At 68.2% G+C, this 16,848-nt stretch carries 15 protein-coding genes; 7 read left to right on the top strand and 8 right to left on the bottom strand.

The features are described from left to right. Positions 1 to 98 precede the first annotated feature (98 nt). Together FRZ61_RS26865 and FRZ61_RS00125 are read left to right on the top strand one after the other, a co-directional pair. Positions 99 to 1,046, top strand: a complete 948-nt coding sequence (locus FRZ61_RS26865; protein WP_191909217.1) for a bifunctional transcriptional activator/DNA repair enzyme AdaA — start codon at positions 99 to 101, stop codon at positions 1,044 to 1,046. Positions 1,047 to 1,188: 142 nt separating this feature from the next. Then, on the top strand, positions 1,189 to 1,908 hold the full coding sequence (locus FRZ61_RS00125) for a M48 family metallopeptidase (RefSeq protein WP_225309025.1): 720 nt from the start codon (positions 1,189 to 1,191) through the stop codon (positions 1,906 to 1,908). A gap of 71 nt (positions 1,909 to 1,979) precedes the next feature. Here FRZ61_RS00125 and FRZ61_RS00120 read toward each other — a convergent pair whose 3' ends face one another. Next, positions 1,980 to 2,309 (bottom strand): hypothetical protein, encoded by a 330-nt coding sequence (locus tag FRZ61_RS00120; protein ID WP_151114379.1) that lies wholly within the window; start codon positions 2,307 to 2,309, stop codon positions 1,980 to 1,982. Positions 2,310 to 2,333: 24 nt separating this feature from the next. Further along, entirely contained in the window at positions 2,334 to 2,789 is a 456-nt protein-coding gene (locus FRZ61_RS00115) for a VOC family protein (protein ID WP_151114378.1), read from the bottom strand. Between the two features lie 130 nt (positions 2,790 to 2,919). Here FRZ61_RS00115 and FRZ61_RS00110 point away from each other — a divergent pair, with 130 nt between their 5' ends. Together FRZ61_RS00110 and FRZ61_RS00105 are read left to right on the top strand one after the other, a co-directional pair. Beyond that, entirely contained in the window at positions 2,920 to 4,116 is a 1,197-nt protein-coding gene (locus FRZ61_RS00110; protein ID WP_151114377.1) for a multidrug effflux MFS transporter, read from the top strand. Positions 4,117 to 4,191: 75 nt separating this feature from the next. Further along, complete coding sequence (locus tag FRZ61_RS00105) at positions 4,192 to 4,692, top strand: beta/gamma crystallin family protein (protein ID WP_151114376.1); 501 nt, start codon at positions 4,192 to 4,194, stop codon at positions 4,690 to 4,692. 17 nt (positions 4,693 to 4,709) lie between these two features. Here FRZ61_RS00105 and FRZ61_RS00100 read toward each other — a convergent pair whose 3' ends face one another. Further along, entirely contained in the window at positions 4,710 to 6,752 is a 2,043-nt protein-coding gene (locus tag FRZ61_RS00100) for a transglycosylase domain-containing protein (protein WP_151114375.1), read from the bottom strand. Between the two features lie 109 nt (positions 6,753 to 6,861). On the opposite strand from FRZ61_RS00100, the gene FRZ61_RS00095 reads away from it, so the two are divergent. From FRZ61_RS00095 to FRZ61_RS00085, 3 genes are all read left to right on the top strand, one after another. Next, positions 6,862 to 7,845: a GNAT family N-acetyltransferase gene (locus FRZ61_RS00095; RefSeq protein ID WP_191909215.1), complete on the top strand. Its 984-nt coding sequence runs from the start codon at positions 6,862 to 6,864 to the stop codon at positions 7,843 to 7,845. Continuing rightward, complete coding sequence (locus tag FRZ61_RS00090; RefSeq protein WP_151114373.1) at positions 7,842 to 10,073, top strand: O-linked N-acetylglucosamine transferase family protein; 2,232 nt, start codon at positions 7,842 to 7,844, stop codon at positions 10,071 to 10,073. Before FRZ61_RS00095 ends, FRZ61_RS00090 begins: the two co-directional genes overlap by 4 nt. Before the next feature lie 173 nt (positions 10,074 to 10,246). Next, positions 10,247 to 10,771: a GNAT family N-acetyltransferase gene (locus FRZ61_RS00085; protein WP_151114372.1), complete on the top strand. Its 525-nt coding sequence runs from the start codon at positions 10,247 to 10,249 to the stop codon at positions 10,769 to 10,771. A 36-nt stretch (positions 10,772 to 10,807) separates the two neighbouring features. On the opposite strand, the gene FRZ61_RS00080 is transcribed toward FRZ61_RS00085, so the two are convergent. The 5 genes from FRZ61_RS00080 to FRZ61_RS00060 form a co-directional block, all read right to left on the bottom strand. Beyond that, a complete protein-coding gene (locus tag FRZ61_RS00080; RefSeq protein ID WP_151114371.1) occupies positions 10,808 to 12,058 on the bottom strand; it encodes a Gfo/Idh/MocA family protein in 1,251 nt (416 codons plus the stop codon). A 112-nt stretch (positions 12,059 to 12,170) separates the two neighbouring features. After that, the gene (locus FRZ61_RS00075) at positions 12,171 to 13,127 is read right to left on the bottom strand and encodes an ABC transporter permease (protein WP_151114370.1); all 957 of its coding nucleotides are present in this window, start codon (positions 13,125 to 13,127) and stop codon (positions 12,171 to 12,173) included. Continuing rightward, a complete protein-coding gene (locus FRZ61_RS00070) occupies positions 13,124 to 14,113 on the bottom strand; it encodes an ABC transporter permease (protein ID WP_151120601.1) in 990 nt (329 codons plus the stop codon). Before FRZ61_RS00070 ends, FRZ61_RS00075 begins: the two co-directional genes overlap by 4 nt. Then, positions 14,113 to 15,612 (bottom strand): sugar ABC transporter ATP-binding protein, encoded by a 1,500-nt coding sequence (locus FRZ61_RS00065; protein WP_151114369.1) that lies wholly within the window; start codon positions 15,610 to 15,612, stop codon positions 14,113 to 14,115. The genes FRZ61_RS00070 and FRZ61_RS00065 overlap by 1 nt, the downstream gene beginning before the upstream one ends. A gap of 65 nt (positions 15,613 to 15,677) precedes the next feature. Further along, entirely contained in the window at positions 15,678 to 16,841 is a 1,164-nt protein-coding gene (locus FRZ61_RS00060) for an ABC transporter substrate-binding protein (RefSeq protein ID WP_225309024.1), read from the bottom strand. Between the last annotated feature and the right edge of the window lie 7 nt (positions 16,842 to 16,848).

The following is a 16,848-nucleotide window of genomic DNA, read 5'->3' as shown; positions in this document are numbered from 1 at the left end:
TCGGCAAATCGCCGCGCAAGGATCGGATAGAGAAACCCGCGCGGCACCGGCTAGGAGTGGGGCCACGCCACCTTATATGCTCGCCCTGGGAGAAAATGATGAACGAGTTCAGCATGGCCGTCCGCCAGCCGGTCGAAAGCGCTCCCCGCAATCCGCAGACCCGCGCGGGCGCCGTCCGCTCGCAGCGGCTCGATGCGGTGCGCCGCGCCTGCCGCTATATCGAGCGCAAGATCGCCGCCGAGGACGAGACCGGCGATCCCGGCCCCGTGACGCTGGCCGAGCTCGGCCGCGAATGCGCCGTCAGCCCCTGGCATCTGCAGCGTCTGTTCAAGCAGGCCATGGGCGTGACGCCCCGGCAATATGCCGATGCCTGCCGCCTGGACCGGCTCAAGGCCGGGCTGCAGCAGGGGGCGGGCGTGGCCGCCGCCACCTATGACGCGGGCTTCGGCTCCGCCTCGCGGGTCTATGAGCGGGCCCCCCAGGCCCTGGGCATGACGCCCGCCAGCTATGCCAGGGGCGGCGAAGGGGCGGAGATCGGCTATGCCACAGCCGGCTCGCCCCTGGGCCGGCTCCTGGTCGCCGCCACCCCCAAGGGCATCTGCTTCGTCTCGATCGGCAAGGCCGACGGCCCCCTGGTCGAGGCGCTCAAGGAGGAATTCCCCGCCGCCAGCCGGGTCCATCGCGACAACCGGGCGCTGTCGACCGCCCTGGCCGCCATCCTGGACCATCTGGAGGGCCGGGCCCCCCATATCGACCTGCCGCTGGACATCCGCGCCACCGCCTTCCAGCAGCGGGTCTGGGAGGAACTGCGCCGAATCCCCCTTGGCGAGACTCTGACTTATGGGGAAATCGCCGGCCGGCTGGGCCAGCCCGGCAGCGCCCGGGCCGTGGGCCGGGCCTGCGCCACCAACCCCGTGGCGGTGGTCATTCCGTGCCATCGCGCCTGTGGTGCCGATGGCAGCCTGACCGGCTACCGGTGGGGTAAAGGGGTGAAGCAGGAACTTCTGACCCGGGAGGCCGAAAGGGTAGATATCCACAGGAAATAAGTCCTATGCCCCGACGGGAGGTCTTGGCAGAGCGGTCCGGCAGACCGCATAACCGAAAGTGATGTCTCGTCGCAAAGCCCGCTCCGGTTCCGCTTCGCGCCGTCCTCGCCGGCAGGTCAAACGGCTGGTCGAAGGTCAGGTCATGACCCTCGACGACCGGCGGATTCCCCTCATTTATCAGCGCAATATTCGGGCCCGCCGGATCATCCTGCGGTTCGACCAGTCGGCCGGGCGCATCGTCGTGGTGCTGCCGCCGCGGGCCACCTATGACGAGGGCCGGCGCTTCGCCCAGGCCCACCGCGCCTGGATCCGCGAGCGGGTCGAGCTCCTGCCCGAGGGCGTGCCGTTCGAGACCGGTTCAGTGGTCCCGTTCCTGGGCCAGCCCCACCGCATCCGCCACCGTCCCAAGGCCCGCGGCGTGGTCTGGTGCGAGGAAGGCGAGATCCATGTCGCGGGCCGGCCCGAGCATCTGCCGCGCCGGGTCGAGGACTGGCTGAAGCTCGAGGCGCGCCGCGAGATCGCGGAGATCGCCCACGCCAAGGCCACGCAGATCGGCAAGAAGGTGCGCCGGATTCGCCTCAGCGATCCCAAGACGCGCTGGGCGAGCTGCTCGGCCTCGGCCGAGCTCGCCTTCTCCTGGCGGCTCGTGCTGGCGCCCAAATGGGTGCTCGAATATGTGGTGGCGCACGAGGTCGCGCATCTGCGCGAGATGAATCACGAGCCGCGCTTCTGGCGCCTCGTCGACGACCTGACGCCCCATGCGCGCAAGGCGCGCGACTGGCTGGCCGAGCACGGCCCCGATCTCCATCGCTACGGCCGCAGCGACAGCGACCGGCCGATCGAGGATCCGCTGCCGGCTTGAGCGATCTGCGTCTTCGAAGCTCTGGCGAAGGCAGATCCCGGCCTGAGAGCCGAGGTGCCGGATAACCCGCTTCAGAACAGCCGGCAAAGCCCCGAGGCGAACATGTTGCCCACGGCGACCGCGAACGCGATCGTGAGCCAGGACAGCATCGCGTAGATCAGCAGAAGCGACAGCAGCCAGTACCATTTGAACTTGCGTCGGCGCGCGAACTCCCCAGCCAGTCCCGTGAAGATCACCGCGGCGATCGAGGCGCCCGGCGGCAGGCTTTCAGCGCAGCGCGGCAAGACAAAGCCGCCCACCAGCCCGCCGCCGACGAGCATCAGCAACCAGAGGCCGATCAACGGCCTCACAAGCGGTGGCCGCTTGGAAGGTGCGTTACCCGCGGGCAGCGGCTCGGTCATCCCCCGGCGGCTCGCAGACCCGCGTCAGCGCAAGGGCACATCAGGCACCCAGATATAGCCGTCGGGATCGCCGATATAGGCCTCGCGCAAGCCATGTGGCTTGTCGGCCGCTTCCGCCATCACGTAATGACCCGCTGCCTTGGCGCGCGCGACCGCCGCGTCGGGATCGCAGCCATGGAGCCGGAGCTCGACGCCGACACCGCGCACCGCGCCGTCGCCGGTGAGGCCCAGCAGCGGGTGCGAGCCGTAGGTGTGATCGGCATGGAGCATCCATTCGGCCGCGTTCTCGCCCGTGCCATGGCGCAGCACGGCGAAATCGGGATCGCCATAGACCAGCACCGCGCCCAGCACCTCGCGCGCGAAGGCGACCGCGCGCGGCACGTCGCGCACCAGGAGATTGACGCCGAAGCCCTTCAGGCTGCGCCCGTACTCGGGTGCCGGCATGAAGGGCGCCTGGTCCTCGGGCCGTTTCTTGGTCATGGCTCCTGATTCTGTTTCATCGCTGCGCTCTACTTTCTAGCTTAGAAAGAGGACTACGATCTACGCTGCACTCTACCCTGAAATGACCCCTCCCCTCGAAGGGTTGGGGAAGAAAGAATCATTGCCTCTCATGCGCCGCGCCGACAGCCTTTCCGTCACCGTTCTGTTGACCATGCTGGTGGCGCTCGGACCGATCTCGACGGATCTCTATCTGCCGTCGCTGCCGAGCCTGATGCAGTATTTCGCGGCGAGCGAAGCCGACGTCCAGCTCACCCTCAGCGTCTTCCTGGTGGGCCTCGCCGCCTCGCAGCTCATCTACGGCCCGCTCTCCGATCGCTTCGGGCGCAAGCCGGTGCTGCTGGCCGGGCTCGGCCTCTATCTCCTCGCCAGCATCGCCTGCATGCTGGCGACCTCGATCGAGTTCCTGGTCGCCGCGCGCTTCTTCCAGGCGCTGGGGGCCTGCGTCGGGCCGGTGCTCTGCCGCGCCGTGGTGCGCGACGTCCATGGCCAGAAAGGGGCGGCCCGGGTGCTGTCCTATCTCGCGGCCGCGATGGCGATCGCGCCGCTGCTGGGGCCGATCCTGGGCGGCTATCTCCAGACCTGGTTCGGCTGGCGCGCCAATTTCGCCGTGCTGGTGATCTACGGGCTGATGGGCCTCGTCGGCGCCGTGGTCATGCTGCCCGAGACCAACCTGCACAGGAATCCGCTGGCGACGCGGCCCGTGACCATCATCGAGATCTATCTGATGCTGGCGGGACAGCGCCGTTATCTGGGCTATGTGCTCTCCTCGGCCTTCGCCTATAGCGGCATCTTCTCCTTCATCTCCGGCTCCTCCTTCGTGCTGATGGGGATGATGAAGCTCGAATCCCATGCCTACGGCTATTGCTTCGCGGCCGTGGTGGCGGGCTATATCGCCGGCGCCACGCTGGCCGGCAGGCTCGCGCACAAGGTGAGCCTCCATCGCATGATCGCGAGCGGCGGCGCGATCGCGCTTCTGGGCGGGATCGTGGTGCTGGCGCTGGCCTGGGCCGGGGTCGACACGGTCGCGGCGATCGTCGCCCCCACCAGCGTCTATCTTTTCGGCGTCGGCATGGTGATGGCGAACTCGATGGCGGGCGCCATCGGCCCCTATCCGCGCGCCGCCGGCGCCGCCTCCGCACTTCTGGGCTTCACCCAGATGTCGATCGCGGCCCTCGTGGGAGCGGCCATCGGCCATGCCGCCGACGGCACGCAGATGCCGATGGTGATCGCGCTCGCTCTGAGCGCCATCGCAGGCCCGCTGGGCTACTGGCTCCTGGTGCGGCCCTGGGAGAAGCCGGCGGCCTAGCGTCGTCGCGCCCTCCGCATTGGCGCGACGGCCGCCTCATGCAAGACTGCACGGCCTTTTTTCAGGGGAACCGCCATGAGGACAGCAAGGGCTGCGGCGATAGCTCTGTGCGCGCTGCTCATGACCGGCAGCGCGGCGGCGGGGGCCGGCTATTGCGAGATCAAGGTCTATGCCGATCCGGGCCTGAGCGGCCCGTCCGCGACCTTCTGGGCGAGCGCCTCCAATCTCGATGAGCTGGCCTATGCCCCGACCGGCACGGAGCCGACGCTGAGCGGCATCAGCCAGAAGATCTCGTCCATCGAGATCGTCAGCGGCGAGTGGCAGATCTGCATGATGCCCCGCTTCATCCAATGCGGCGGCTTCCTGGAGCCGGGGCAAGCCTTTCCGAACTTCACAAAGGAGGAATGGCGCTACCCGATCGGGTCGATCCAGCTCATCACCTGCAACGCCGCGACGAAGGCGCAGCCGGGCAAGGCGCCGGACGGCGGAAAATGCGCGGCTCCGGGAACCAACGCCTTGCCGCTAAAGGATGCCGGCATCCTGCAGAAACTGAAATCAGGCGAGTGCGAACCGTAGCCCGCTAGCACCGCCGCTTATTTCTTGTTTTCGCGCTGGTTCACCAGCCGCTGGATGAAGTCGGCGAAGGAATCGTTGCCGGTCTCCTTGGCCGCCGTCACCGGGTCGGGTGCCACGATGATGCCGGAGGAGGTGCCGCCGGCAGCCGACGCCGTCGTCGCCGATCCGTCGGGCACGCCCGCCACCAGCGGCTCGTCGCCGCCCGGCCAGGGCAGCGGGCGCGGCAGTTCCTTCTCCAGCGCCGCCGCCATGAAGCCCTGCCAGATCTTCACCGGCAGGCCGCTGCCCGCGACCTTCTTCATGGGATGGCCGTCGTCGTTGCCGACCCACACGCCGGTGACGAGCTCGGCCGTGAAGCCGATGAACCAGGCGTCGCGGTAATCCTGCGTGGTGCCGGTCTTGCCGGCGGCGGGCCTACCGATCTGACCGGCCTTGGCGGTGCCCCAATCGACCACCGCCGCCATGATGTCCTGCATCTGCAGCACATAGCGCGGCGCCACGATGCGCCCCGGCCCCGAGCCTTCGCGCTGGTAGAGCAGGTTTCCGCTCCGGTCCTGAACTTCCGTGATGGCATAGGGCCACACGCCTTCGCCGCGATTGGCGAAGACGGCATAGGCGCCCGTCATCTCCAGCAGGTTCACCTCGCTGGTGCCGAGCGCCAGGCTCGGCGTCGCCATCAGCTTGCTGGAGATGCCGAGGCGCTCGGCGGTCGCGGCCACGCGTTTCGGCCCGACGCGCTGGATCAGCTGCGCCGCGACGCTGTTGAGCGAGCGCGCGAAGGCCTCGCGCAGGGTCACGTCGCCGTAATAGCGGTCGTTGTAGTTGTCGGGCTTCCAGTTGCCGATCGAGACCGGCGCGTCGGTGAAATGGCTGTCCGGATCGAAGCCGTTCTCGAAGGCCGTCAGGAACAGGAACGGCTTGAAGGCCGAGCCCGGCTGGCGCTGCGCCTGGGTGGCGCGGTTGAACTGCGTGCTGCCATAGTCGAGCCCGCCGACCATGGCCTTGACCGCGCCCTCGGGCGTCATCGAGACCAGCGCCGCCTCGCTCGCATCCTGGGGCGGGCCGTCCTTGGTGAGAATCTCGGAAAGCTTGCCCTCGGCCTGGCGCTGCAGCACCGGGTCGAGCGTCGTCGTCACCACCAGATCGCGGTCGGAATAGCCGACGAAGCTGGGGAGCTGGTCCAGCACCCAGTCGGCGAAATATTGGCCCAGCGGCCCGCTGCGCGCGGGCGTGTTGTGGCCGAAGCCCTCGGCCACGACCGCGTCGGCCTCGTCCTGGGTCAGGTAGTCGGCGGCGACCATGTTCGAGAGCACGAGCTTGGCGCGCGCCTGCGCGAGATCGCGGTCGTTGAAGGGGCTGTAGCGCGAGGGCGCCTTCAGGAGGCCCGCCAGCAGCGCCGCCTCGTAGCGCGTCACCTGCGAGGCGGGCTTGCCGAAATAGCGCCGGGCCGCGGCATCGACGCCATAGGTGCCGGCACCGAAATAGACACGGTTGAGATAGAGCTCGAGGATCTGGTCCTTGGTGAAGTTATGCTCGAGCCAGAGGGCCAGCAGCACCTCCTGGCCTTTGCGGCGCAGCGTGCGCGCCGGCGTCAGGAACACGTTCTTCGCCAGCTGCTGCGTGATGGTGCTGCCGCCCTGGACCCAGGCGCCCGAGCGCAGGTTGACATAGACCGCGCGCGCGAGACCGCGCAGATCGAGCCCGAAATGGCTGTAGAAGCGCCGGTCCTCGGTCGCGATCACCGCCTGGGGCAGATAGCCCGGCAGCTCCTTGAGCGTGACGGGCTTGCCGTAGAGGTCGCCGAAGGAGGCGAGGATCGTGCCGTCGGAAGCGAGCAGCGTCACGCTCGGCTTGTGGTCGATCTCGTTGAGGCGCGAGACGTCGGGCAGGTCGTAAGCGAGCCAGCCGACGAAGCAGAGGCCGAGGAAGAAGCTCCAGACCGCCCCCACCAGGCCCCATTTGGCGAAGCCCAGCAGCAGGCCGTGGCGCTCCCGCCAGCTGCCGCCGCCCTTCCGCTTCGCCTTCTGCCCGCTGTCCTTCTTCCTGCCGCGACCCGCCATGGCTCACTCTCTAAGTGATTCGCGACTCCGGGGCTAGCGCGGGCCGGCAAAGCCCGGAAAACCGCGGCGATTGCCAGGCGGGAGCCTGCCCGGCATGATCCGGCCCGCCATGACGAATCGGGCTTTTCATATCCGCGCGGCGGGGCCGCGGGACGGCGAGGCGATGGCGCGGATGTGCGCCGCGCTCGCGGCTCATGAGGGCGCGGGAACGCCGGCCTTCACGGCGGAGGATTTCCGCCGACATGGCTGCGGGTCCGAGGCGCTGTTCGCAGGGCTGATCGCCGAGCGGGACGGCAGGCCGGTGGGCTATGCGCTGCATATGCGGGACTACGATACCGACCGGTTGATACGCTGCGTCCATGTGCTCGATCTTTTTGTCGAAAACACGGCGCGCGGCGGTGGCATCGGCCGGGCGCTGATGGCGGCCTCGGCGGCGGCCGGTAAGGCTTATGGCGCAAAGATGGCCTATTGGGGCGTGCTCGCAAGCAATCCCTTGGCCCGCGGCTTCTACCGCTCGATCGGCGGCGTCGAGAATCTCGGGATGACGCTCTGGGGCGTCGAGGAGGCGGGCTTCGCGGCGCTCTGCCGGCAGCCCCCGCCCGCAGGCATCGCGCTGCGCGCCGGCCGCCTCGCGGATGTCCCGGCCCTGGGCCGCTTTCTCGCCGGGCTCTTCGCCGACATGAAGGAACCGCCGCCGCCCGAGATCGAGACGCGGCTCGCCCGCGACGGTTTCGGCGCGGCGTCCTTCTTCGAGACCTTGATCGCGGAGCGCGGGGCCGAGCCCCTGGGCTACGCCATGTTCTGGCCCACCTACGAGACGCAGGAGGCCGAGACCGTCATCACCCTCTCCGACCTTTACGTGTTGCCGGAAGCGCGGGGGCTCGGCATCGGCAGCGCGCTGATGGGCGAGGCCGCCCGGCAGGGACGGCGGCGCGGCTGGAACGGCATGTGGTGGCCGGTCTTCACGTCGAACGAGCCGGCGCGGCGCTACTACGCACGCTTCGCCGTCGAGGATACGACCGCGCTCTATTGCACGCTCGATGGCGACGGCTTCGAGCGGCTGGCGGCCGAGGCGTCGCCCTTGCCGCCATGATCAAGTCCAACGACCCGCTGGGCGGGGCCCGCCGGGCGCTGGCGGCGGGACAAGTGGCGCAGGCGCTCGATATCGTCGAGGCCCGGATCAGGGCGGCTCCGCAAGACGCGGCAGCCCTGCATCTCAAGGGGCTGATCCTGTTCAGGCGCGGATTGCTGTCGGCGGGCGAAGCGGCGCTGCAATCCGCGGCGCGCCAGGCGCCGCAGAACGCGACCGTCCTCGGCGATCTGGGGCGCATCCAGGCGGCACAAGGCGCCTTTTCCGACGCGGCGGCGAGCTTCCGGCGGGCGATCGCGATCGATCCGCGGGCGCTGGCCGAGCGCGAGGATCTCGGCACCGCGCTCTGCTGCCTCGAGCAGTTCGACGAGGGCGCCCGCGAGTACGAGGCCGTGTTGCGGCAGGCGCCCGGCCGCGCCGTCACGATGCTCCGGCTGGCGCGCGTGCGCGTGCGGCAGAACCAGGCGGAAGAAGCGCGCCGGCTGGCCCGGGAGGCGATGCGGATCGAACCGCGCCTGGCCGGCAAGGCCATCTTCATGATGGGCCAGGCCGCGATGATCGAAGAGCAGCACGAAGAGGCGGAACGCGATTTCACCCGTGCCATCGAGGCCGGCGAAGACAGCGCCGAGCTGCTGCTCTGGCGCGCCCGCGCGCGCCATCGGCAGGACAAGCTGGAGCTGGCCTTCGCCGACGCCCAGGCCGCGGCGAAGCGGCCCGGCGGTTCGGGCGAAGCCGAGCTGCTGGCAGCGCGCATCGCCGCCAAGCGCGGCGACATTTCGACTGCTGCCGCGCTGGGCAAGGCCGCGGTGGCGTCGAGGCCGACGAGCTTTCGGACGCGCTGGATCGCGGCCAATCTGCTGGCGCCGGTGCTCGATCATGAATCCGATGTGGCGATCGAGCGCCGGCACTGGCGCGAGGCAATCGGTGCCGCCGCTGCCGATCTCAGGCTCGACAACCCCGAACGCATCAACGAGGCGGTGACGGCCGTCCAGGAAGTCACGAACTTCCATCTCCATTACCGCGGCGTCGAGAACAGGAGCGAGCAGGAGCTCTATGGCGGCGTGCTGACGCGGGTCGCGGCCGCGCGGTGGCCCGACCTGGCCGAACGCCCGCGGCGGACGGGACGGCCGCGCGCGGGCGGACGGCGGCCGCGCGTCGGATTCCTCTCCGCCTTTCTCAACGAGCATACGATCTGGAAGATCTGGTCGGGCTGGATCACGGACAGCAGCGCGGCGATCGAGAAGTACGTCTATTACCCGGCGCGCCGCGAGGATCCCGGCTTTACCGATATGGTCCGCGCAGCGGCCGATCACTGGCGCCAGGAAACGGATATCGCCCGGCTGGCGGCAACGATCGCGGCGGACCAGCTCGACGTCCTGATCTATCTCGATCACGGCATGGTGCTGGAGCTGCAGCTCCTGGCGGCACTGCCGCTGGCGCCCGTGCAGGCCAACGCCCTGGGCCACCCGATCACCTCCGGCATGGCGAGCTTCACCCATGCGCTCAGCAGCGCGCGGATGGAGCCGGCGGACGGCGAGCGTCACTACAGCGAGGCCCTGGTGCGGCTGTCGGGCAGCGGCTCCCGCTATGGCTGGGCCAAGCTGGCCCGGCAGATCGAGAACGCGCCGCCGCCGCCCGCCGAGCGGGATGCCTCGCGCGTGCGGTTCCTGTGTGCCCAGAATCTCTCCAAATATCTGCCGCAGCATGATGGATTGCTGGCCAGCATCGCGGCGGCGCTGCCGGCGGCCGAGTTCCATTTTCTCGGCGAGAACACGGGCCGCGTGGAGCGGCTCCAAGGCCGCCTCGCCCGGGCCTTCGCCGCGCTCGGGCTCGATGCCGAGAACCACTTGCGGTTCCACGGCTATCTCAAGCCCGCGGGCTTCTTCCGCCTCAATCTCGATTGCGACGTCTTTCTCGACACCGTGCTCTGGTCCGGCAACAACACCGCCCACGAGGCGACCGCCTGCGGCCTTCCGATCGTGACCTGGCCCGGCCCCGAGATGCGAGGACGCCACTCCTTCGCGCTGCTCTCCATGATGGGGATGGAGGAGACGATCGCCGGCAGCGCGGACGAGTATGTCGACCTGGCCGTGGCGCTGGGCCGGAATCCGGAGCACCGTCGCCATCTGCGCCAGGAGATCGAGCGGCGCCGGCCCGCCATCTACGACGATCCCGCGCCGATCGCCGACCTCGAGCGGTTCATCTTCGAGCAGGTCGAAGGACGGGATTGAGAAGGCGTAAGGCGGCCCTGGCGCGCTTGACCGCCCTTCGGGGGCAGATGAAAAACTGGACATTGGGCAGCACGGGCAATCGAGGCTAATAGGATCGGGAATCTCGCCGGCCCGCCAAGGCTGCCGGCCGGCGCGAAAGGAAAGCCAAGGCTAGAGAGCGGATTGTTAGACCGATGCGCAGGACCCCGGACGAGCCATTCCCTGTCGCCACGCCCTTCTCCGGAAGCGGCACGATCCGGCCTGTCCGGCCGGACGACATCGACGCGCTGATCGAGCTCTTCCGCGCCGCCGTCCGGCGCGTGGCGGGCCGCGACTACACGCCGGCCCAGCTCCTGGCCTGGGCACCCGACCAGATCGACCGCGATCCCTGGATCGCGCGCTATGAGCGCCGGCCGGCCTGGGTGGCGGCGCTCGGCGGCCGGCCGGTCGGCTTCAGCGACCTCGAGCCTGACGGCCATCTCGACATGATGTATGTGCATCCTGACCATCAGGGCCGCGGCATCGCCACGGCGCTCCTGGCGCAGGTCGAGCAGGCCGCGCACGAGCAGGGGATCGACAACCTCTATACCCATGCGAGCCTCACCGCCCGGCCCTTCTTCGAGCGGCGCGGCTTCATGCTGATCCGGCAGCAGACGATCACCGTGCGCGGCCAGGGCTTCACGAACTTCCGGATGGAGAAGCCGCTCGGCCTCCCGTGACGGTCCCGGGCCTCGGCCTTTCCAGCTCTCGCGCGTTCAGGGCCGGATCGACGGCCGTGCCACCACGGGTATGTAGGTCTCCAGCTCCGGGTCGGGGAAAGTGACCGTCCGACCTGTCTCGGCCGACTTGTAGAGCCCCATGAGCAGCTCGACCACGGCCAGCCCGTCATGGAAGGTCTCGAGCGGCGTCTTCCCCTTGCGGAAGCACTCGACCATGTGACGGTTCTCGTCGGTATAGCCATAGACGCCGGTCTCGTCTTCCAGCACCGGCATCAGGCCCTGTTCGGCGTTCTGCTTCTCGACCAGATCCTCGCCCTGCCGGCCGGTCACGGCACGCGACATGAAGATCTTCAGGCCCGTCCCCAGCGAGTTGAACTCCATCGCATATTCAGGGCCCAGCAGCTCGAGCTGGATGCGCAGGCCGGCGCCGACATAGGCCCAGGAGGTGGTCGCCTCGATCATCAACGGATTGCCGTCGCCATCCTCGAGCGAGATGTTGGCCCTCGCGAAATCCTCTGCCGGACGGTTGCGGTAATCCACCTCGGCACCGAAACGCTCCCGGAGCTGATCCGCATAATGCGGCCGGGTCCATTTGAGATTGGCGACGGTGCCGTTGACGGATCTGACCTTCAGCGATCCGCGCGGCGCGCCGGGTTCCGTCAAGAGATGGCGTGCGACCTCGACGCTGTGGCACATCATGTCGGAAAGCACGCCACCGCCCTGCTTGTCGCCCTGCCAGAACCAGGGCTCGTGGGGGCCGGAATGTTCTTCCGCCGCCCGCGCCAGATAGGGGCGGCCGGTGGCCAAGGCGGCGCGTCGCCAGATGATCTCCTTGCCGCGCTGCACCGGCGTCGCGAACACCTGGTTCTCCAGATAGCCATGGTTCAGGCCGGCATCCTCCGCGAGATGCAGCATCTCGCGGGCCTCCGCCACCGTGCGCGCAAGCGGCTTCTCGCAGGCCACCGCGAATGCCTTCGACCGCCCGGCCTTGACCTCGGCATGGAGCCGGCGCATCACGGCGAGCCGCGTATCGTTGGGCGACAGGATCCAGATCGCGTCGACATCCTCCGCCCGGAACAGCGATTCGAGGCTGTCATGGGCGCGGCAGCGCCCAAGCCCCAGCTCGGCTGCCGCCGCGACGACGCGCGCGCGGTTCTCCGGCTTGCGGCTGTGGACGCCGGTCACCTCGACATGGCGCACGCCCAGCATGGCCCTCAGGTGGAAATGGGCGATGAAGCCGCTGCCGACGAAGCCGACGCGCAGCTTGTCCTTCGGAAAATCCGTCATGCTGAAACCTCCGTTCTCGAAACCACGAGACCATGGACGACGCCCTCGTTCACCCGACCCGCCGCCCGTCCATCCCGGGTTTGTGGGCGTTCATGCGCCATCGGCCTGCCGCTCACGCGCGCATCGCCCTCCCGCGTCCATAGAAGAGCATCAGCACCAGGAGCGCCGCGCCGAACACCATCTGGCGGCCGGATTCGGCAATGTTCACGGTCGTCAGGATGCTCTGCAGGATGACGAGCAGCAAGGCACCGGCCATGGTGCCGGGATAGCCGCCTTTGCCGCCGGACAAGGGCGTTCCGCCGAGGACCACCGCGATGATGGAGGGGAGGATATAGAGCTCGCCGACATTGGCGAAGGAGGAACCCGAATATCCCAGCAGGCAGACGCCGGCGATGGCCGAGAACATGCCCGACAGCGTGAAAAGCGCGATCCGGACGCGCTTGACGGGCACGCCCGTCATATAGGCCGCCCGCTCGTTGGAGCCGATCGCATAGATGCGATGACCGAAGACCGTGCGGGTCAGAAGCAGCACCATGACGATACCGATCAGCAGCCAGAGCCAGATGATCCCCGGGACACCGAGAAGAAGGGACCGTGTGACGAACTCCGACAGCGCCGGTGCGGCGCGCCCCGACGGGATGCCTTGCCGGACCACGACCAGCAGGCCCTGCAGAACGCCCAGCATGCCGAGCGTCATCACCAAAGGCGGAATCCGCAGCAGCGTCACGCCGAGCCCGTTGGCGATCCCGAACAGCGCGCCCGTCGCCAGGCAAGCGACCACGGCCAGGGGGATGCCCGCATCGGCGCCGTTCATCAGATTGCCGGCGACGATCGCGGACAGCGATACGACGCCGCCGACCGAGAGATCGATGCCTTCGCGCCCGCCGAGGATGACCAGGTTCTGACCCGCGGCCACGATGCCGAGGAGGGCCGCCACGATGAGCAGCCGCAGGATCTGCTGCGGTGCGGCGAAGCCCGGGGAGATCGCCTCGCCGACGGCGAGGAGCGCCACGATCAGCGCCGATGCGACCAGGAACGGCTGCCTCGCGAGATCCAGGGGCGCCGTCATGCCCGCGCCTTCCGCCCGACGACGACGCCGGCCATCAGGGCGATCAGGATGGCCAGGCCCTGCACGAGATTCTGCCATTCCGACGGCGTGCCGACGAAATAGACCAGCGAATTGATCAGGCCGATGATCAGCGCGCCCAGGACCGATCCCGTGACCGCCCCGAAACCGCCCGACAGCGCGCTGCCGCCGAGCACCACGGCCGCGATGGAGAACAATGTCATCTTGCCGCCGACGAGCGGGTCGCCGCTCGCCGTGTCGCCGGTCACGCAGAGGGCCGCGAGGCCTGCGAACAATCCGCAGAGCGCGTAGCCCTTGATGCGGATGGCGGTCACCGGCAGGCCGCTCTGAAAGGCCGCCTGCGGATCGTCGCCGACGGCGAGCAGCTGCGTCGACAGACGCATCCGTGCCAGCCCGTAAAGCACAAGGGCCAGCAGGACCGCTGCGTAGAACACGAACGGTATCCCGAAGAATTTTCCGCCATAGGTGCGCCAGAACGCGGCCGGGGCGGGATCGCCGGCGACCGGGAGCACATAAAGCGCCAATCCGGCAAAGAAGATCGATGTCGCGAAGGTGGCGACGATCGCCTGCAGCCGGAGGGCCGCGACGGCGATGCCGTTGACGATGCCGCAACCCAGCCCGACGCAAAGCCCGATGCCGATCGCTCCCAGCACCGCAAATCCGCCGCCGCCCCACTGCTCCATGAGAACGACGATGACGACGTTCACCAGCGAGACGATCGCGCCGGCCGATAGATCGATGTCGCCCGCATAGACCACATAGGTCTGCGCGACCGACAGCAGCATGAGGGCGAGATAGGTTTTCACCAGCCCCGTGATGCCGATGAAACTAACGCTGCGCGGCTGATAGAGGCCGTTCAGGAGAAGCAGGGCGACGAGGATGATGAGCGCCGGCAGGAACGGAAAGCGCTGGAAGGCGCGCCTCACGCGATCGATCCCGCGGGACGGCGCCGCCGCGACCGCAGCCATCATGCAGCCTCGTATGCGGCTTGATAGAGGTTGTAGCGCGTGCGCTCCGGGCCGGTCAGCTCGCGAGTCACCCGCCCGCCATTGAAGACCAGGATACGGTCGGCATTGGCGAGGAGCTCGGCATCTTCCGACGAATAGAGGACGATGCCGAGTCCTTCGGCCGCGAGCTTTCGAATCAAGGCGAAGAGATCGGCCTTGGCCGACAGGTCGATGCCCTTGGTCGGATCGTCGAGAAGAAGCACGTCCGGCCGGTCGATCAGCCAGCGCGCGATGACGATCTTCTGCTGGTTTCCGCCCGACAACGCGCCGATGGGATCGCCGAGGCGGGCGAGCTTGGTATGCAGGGCTTCGACCGCCGGCTTCGCCTTGGCCTGCAGGTCTGCGGGTCGGGCGATGAGCTGCCTGCCGCGCAGAAAATGAACCGGCATGAGGTTCTCGATGATGGGGCGGCCCTGGATGACGCCATCCCGCCGGCGATCACCGGAGACATAGGCGACACCGCGGCGGATCGCATCGCGGGGCGCCCTGGGCGCGAACCGTTCGCCCCCGAGCGCGATGTCGCCCGAGATGCGCGGCAAGGCCCCGAAGAGGGCGCGCAGGACAGCCGACTGGCCCTGCCCATGCAGCCCGCCGAAACCCAGAATCTCGCCCCGGCCGACCTCGAACGCGACCTGGGAGAAGCCCGGGCCCGCCAGCTCGCGCACCGAAAGCACGGGGGCGCCGACGCCCGCGCCCGCGGCGGCGGGGGCGGGCGCGACGAGCGCCTCCTGCTCGCCCACCATCAGCCGGATGACGGCGGCGGGATTGGTGTCGGGAATGCGCGAGGTGCCGACGGTGAGGCCGTCGCGAATCACCGTCACCCGGTCGCCGATGGCGAAAATCTCGTCCATGCGGTGCGAGATGAAGATGATGGCGCGGCCTTCGCCCTTGAGCCGGCGCAGAATCTCGAAGAAGCGGTCGACTTGCGATCGATCGAGGGCGGAGGTCGGCTCGTCGAGGATGAGGATGGGCGCTTCGCTGGCGAGCGCCTTCATGATCTCGACGAGCTGGCGCTGGTCGGGGCGAAGGTTCTCCATGGTCGCCTCGGCCGCAAAGCCCTCGCCGGCCACTCCTTCGAACATGGCGATATAGCGCGCGGCCTTCCGCGACAGCGCCTCGCGATCGACAAAGAAGCCGGCTTTCCTCGGCAGGTCGGGCAGGCAGATGTTTTCCTCGACCGTGCGATGGGCGGCGAGGCTGAGCTCCTGGTAGAAGATGCCGATTCCCAGCGCCCGCGCCGCCCCGGGCCCAGAAATATCGACGGGCTTCTCGTCGAGCAGCACCTCGCCGGAATCGGGACGAACGCTGCCGGCGACGATCTTGCAGAGCGTGCTCTTGCCCGAGCCGTTCGAGCCGATCAGAACATGGACCTCGCCCGCCTCGACCTCGAGATCGCCGCGACGGAGCGCCACGGTGGCGCCGTAAGTCTTGCTCACGCCGCCGAGCTTCAGCTTGGACATCGCACCTCCCGGATCGACGGAACAAGGAGCGCGGTGCCAAGACCGCGCTCGCGGCTGGGAGGTCGTTATTTGAAGAGCGCCTCCGCGTCCTCGATCGAAAGCTGGCTGGTGTAGGAGTAGTAGCCGGGCTTGCCTTCCAGGGCCGAGGTCACCTGGGCAAGGTTCTTGCTGTCGATGAAGGGGATTGGCAGATAAAGGGCGTTCTTGTACTGGCCCGCGGTCGCGGGCTGCTTGAGCTCCTTGCCCATCAGCATCAGGACCGCGATATTCAAGGCCGAGGCCATGACGCCCGGCGGGTTGACCGAAGCGCCGGAGTTCAGCTTCTCCTTGTTCCAGAGGTCGATGAAGTCCTTGCGGATCTCTCCCGTCGCGGCGATGGTTCCGGTCTTTCCGGCATCCATGATCGACTTCCACGCGCCCGCCGCCATGCCGTCCTGCACCCACACGCCGTTGATGTCGGGATAGGTGGCGAGCAGGTTCTGCATCGCCTGCTGGCCCTGCGCCTGGTCCCAGTTGGCATTCACCTCGTTCAGGATCTTGATGCCCGGATACTGGCTGAAGATCTCCCGGTAGCCGGCGACGCGCATTTCGTTCGCCGGATGGCCGGCCACGCCGTCGATCGCCACCACATTGCCCTTGCCGCCCAGCGTCTCGGCGAGCCATTTGGCACTGGCTTCGGCCCATGCCTTCTGGTCGATCCCGACATAGATCGCGTCCGGCGACGAGACTTCGGCGTCGGTCGCGATGACGAGGATGCCGGCTTCCTTGGCCTGCGCGAAAACCGGGTCGAACGCCGTCGGGCTGTTCGGGTTGATGATGATAGCGTTGACGCCTTCATTGATGAAGTTACGGACCTGGGCGATCTGCCCGGGCACGTCGACATTGGCGCTCTGAACCACGACTTCGACGTTCTGGCCCTTCGCCTTCCACGCCGCGGCGGCGGCTTGGGCTTCCTCGATCATCTGGGTGCGCCATTCGGAGCCGACCCAGCCATTCGAAAGACCGATCTTGAACGTGTCGGCGCCGGCGGAAACCGCCGAGATCGCCAATACAGCGACGGATAGAAGCGCAAGCCTGGTCAGACGCAGCATGTTTTTCCTCCCCGCGTTTCTCGTTTGCGCCGATTGTAGGCAAGCGATGAAATCGGCTTCAAGGAAATCCGCCCGCCGACCTTGTTCGCAACCGCGAGATGAGCGAACGCAGAGCGCCGACGGTACTCCGTGGCGCATCGCCTTT

The organism is Hypericibacter adhaerens (genome assembly GCF_008728835.1).
GTDB lineage: Bacteria > Pseudomonadota > Alphaproteobacteria > Dongiales > Dongiaceae > Hypericibacter > Hypericibacter adhaerens.
This window is presented reverse-complemented; position numbering and strand designations above follow the sequence as displayed.

What these genes read in the sequence shown, in the direction of transcription:
- FRZ61_RS26865 (WP_191909217.1), top strand. Translation starts at nt 99, where the DNA reads ATGAACGAGTTCAGCATGGCCGTCCGCCAGCCGGTCGAAAGCGCTCCC.
- FRZ61_RS00125 (WP_225309025.1), top strand. Translation starts at nt 1,189, where the DNA reads ATGACCCTCGACGACCGGCGGATTCCCCTCATTTATCAGCGCAATATT.
- FRZ61_RS00120 (WP_151114379.1), bottom strand. Translation starts at nt 2,309, where the DNA reads ATGACCGAGCCGCTGCCCGCGGGTAACGCACCTTCCAAGCGGCCACCG.
- FRZ61_RS00115 (WP_151114378.1), bottom strand. Translation starts at nt 2,789, where the DNA reads ATGACCAAGAAACGGCCCGAGGACCAGGCGCCCTTCATGCCGGCACCC.
- FRZ61_RS00110 (WP_151114377.1), top strand. Translation starts at nt 2,920, where the DNA reads ATGCGCCGCGCCGACAGCCTTTCCGTCACCGTTCTGTTGACCATGCTG.
- FRZ61_RS00105 (WP_151114376.1), top strand. Translation starts at nt 4,192, where the DNA reads ATGAGGACAGCAAGGGCTGCGGCGATAGCTCTGTGCGCGCTGCTCATG.
- FRZ61_RS00100 (WP_151114375.1), bottom strand. Translation starts at nt 6,752, where the DNA reads ATGGCGGGTCGCGGCAGGAAGAAGGACAGCGGGCAGAAGGCGAAGCGG.
- FRZ61_RS00095 (WP_191909215.1), top strand. Translation starts at nt 6,862, where the DNA reads ATGACGAATCGGGCTTTTCATATCCGCGCGGCGGGGCCGCGGGACGGC.
- FRZ61_RS00090 (WP_151114373.1), top strand. Translation starts at nt 7,842, where the DNA reads ATGATCAAGTCCAACGACCCGCTGGGCGGGGCCCGCCGGGCGCTGGCG.
- FRZ61_RS00085 (WP_151114372.1), top strand. Translation starts at nt 10,247, where the DNA reads ATGCGCAGGACCCCGGACGAGCCATTCCCTGTCGCCACGCCCTTCTCC.
- FRZ61_RS00080 (WP_151114371.1), bottom strand. Translation starts at nt 12,058, where the DNA reads ATGACGGATTTTCCGAAGGACAAGCTGCGCGTCGGCTTCGTCGGCAGC.
- FRZ61_RS00075 (WP_151114370.1), bottom strand. Translation starts at nt 13,127, where the DNA reads ATGACGGCGCCCCTGGATCTCGCGAGGCAGCCGTTCCTGGTCGCATCG.
- FRZ61_RS00070 (WP_151120601.1), bottom strand. Translation starts at nt 14,113, where the DNA reads ATGGCTGCGGTCGCGGCGGCGCCGTCCCGCGGGATCGATCGCGTGAGG.
- FRZ61_RS00065 (WP_151114369.1), bottom strand. Translation starts at nt 15,612, where the DNA reads ATGTCCAAGCTGAAGCTCGGCGGCGTGAGCAAGACTTACGGCGCCACC.
- FRZ61_RS00060 (WP_225309024.1), bottom strand. Translation starts at nt 16,841, where the DNA reads ATGCGCCACGGAGTACCGTCGGCGCTCTGCGTTCGCTCATCTCGCGGT.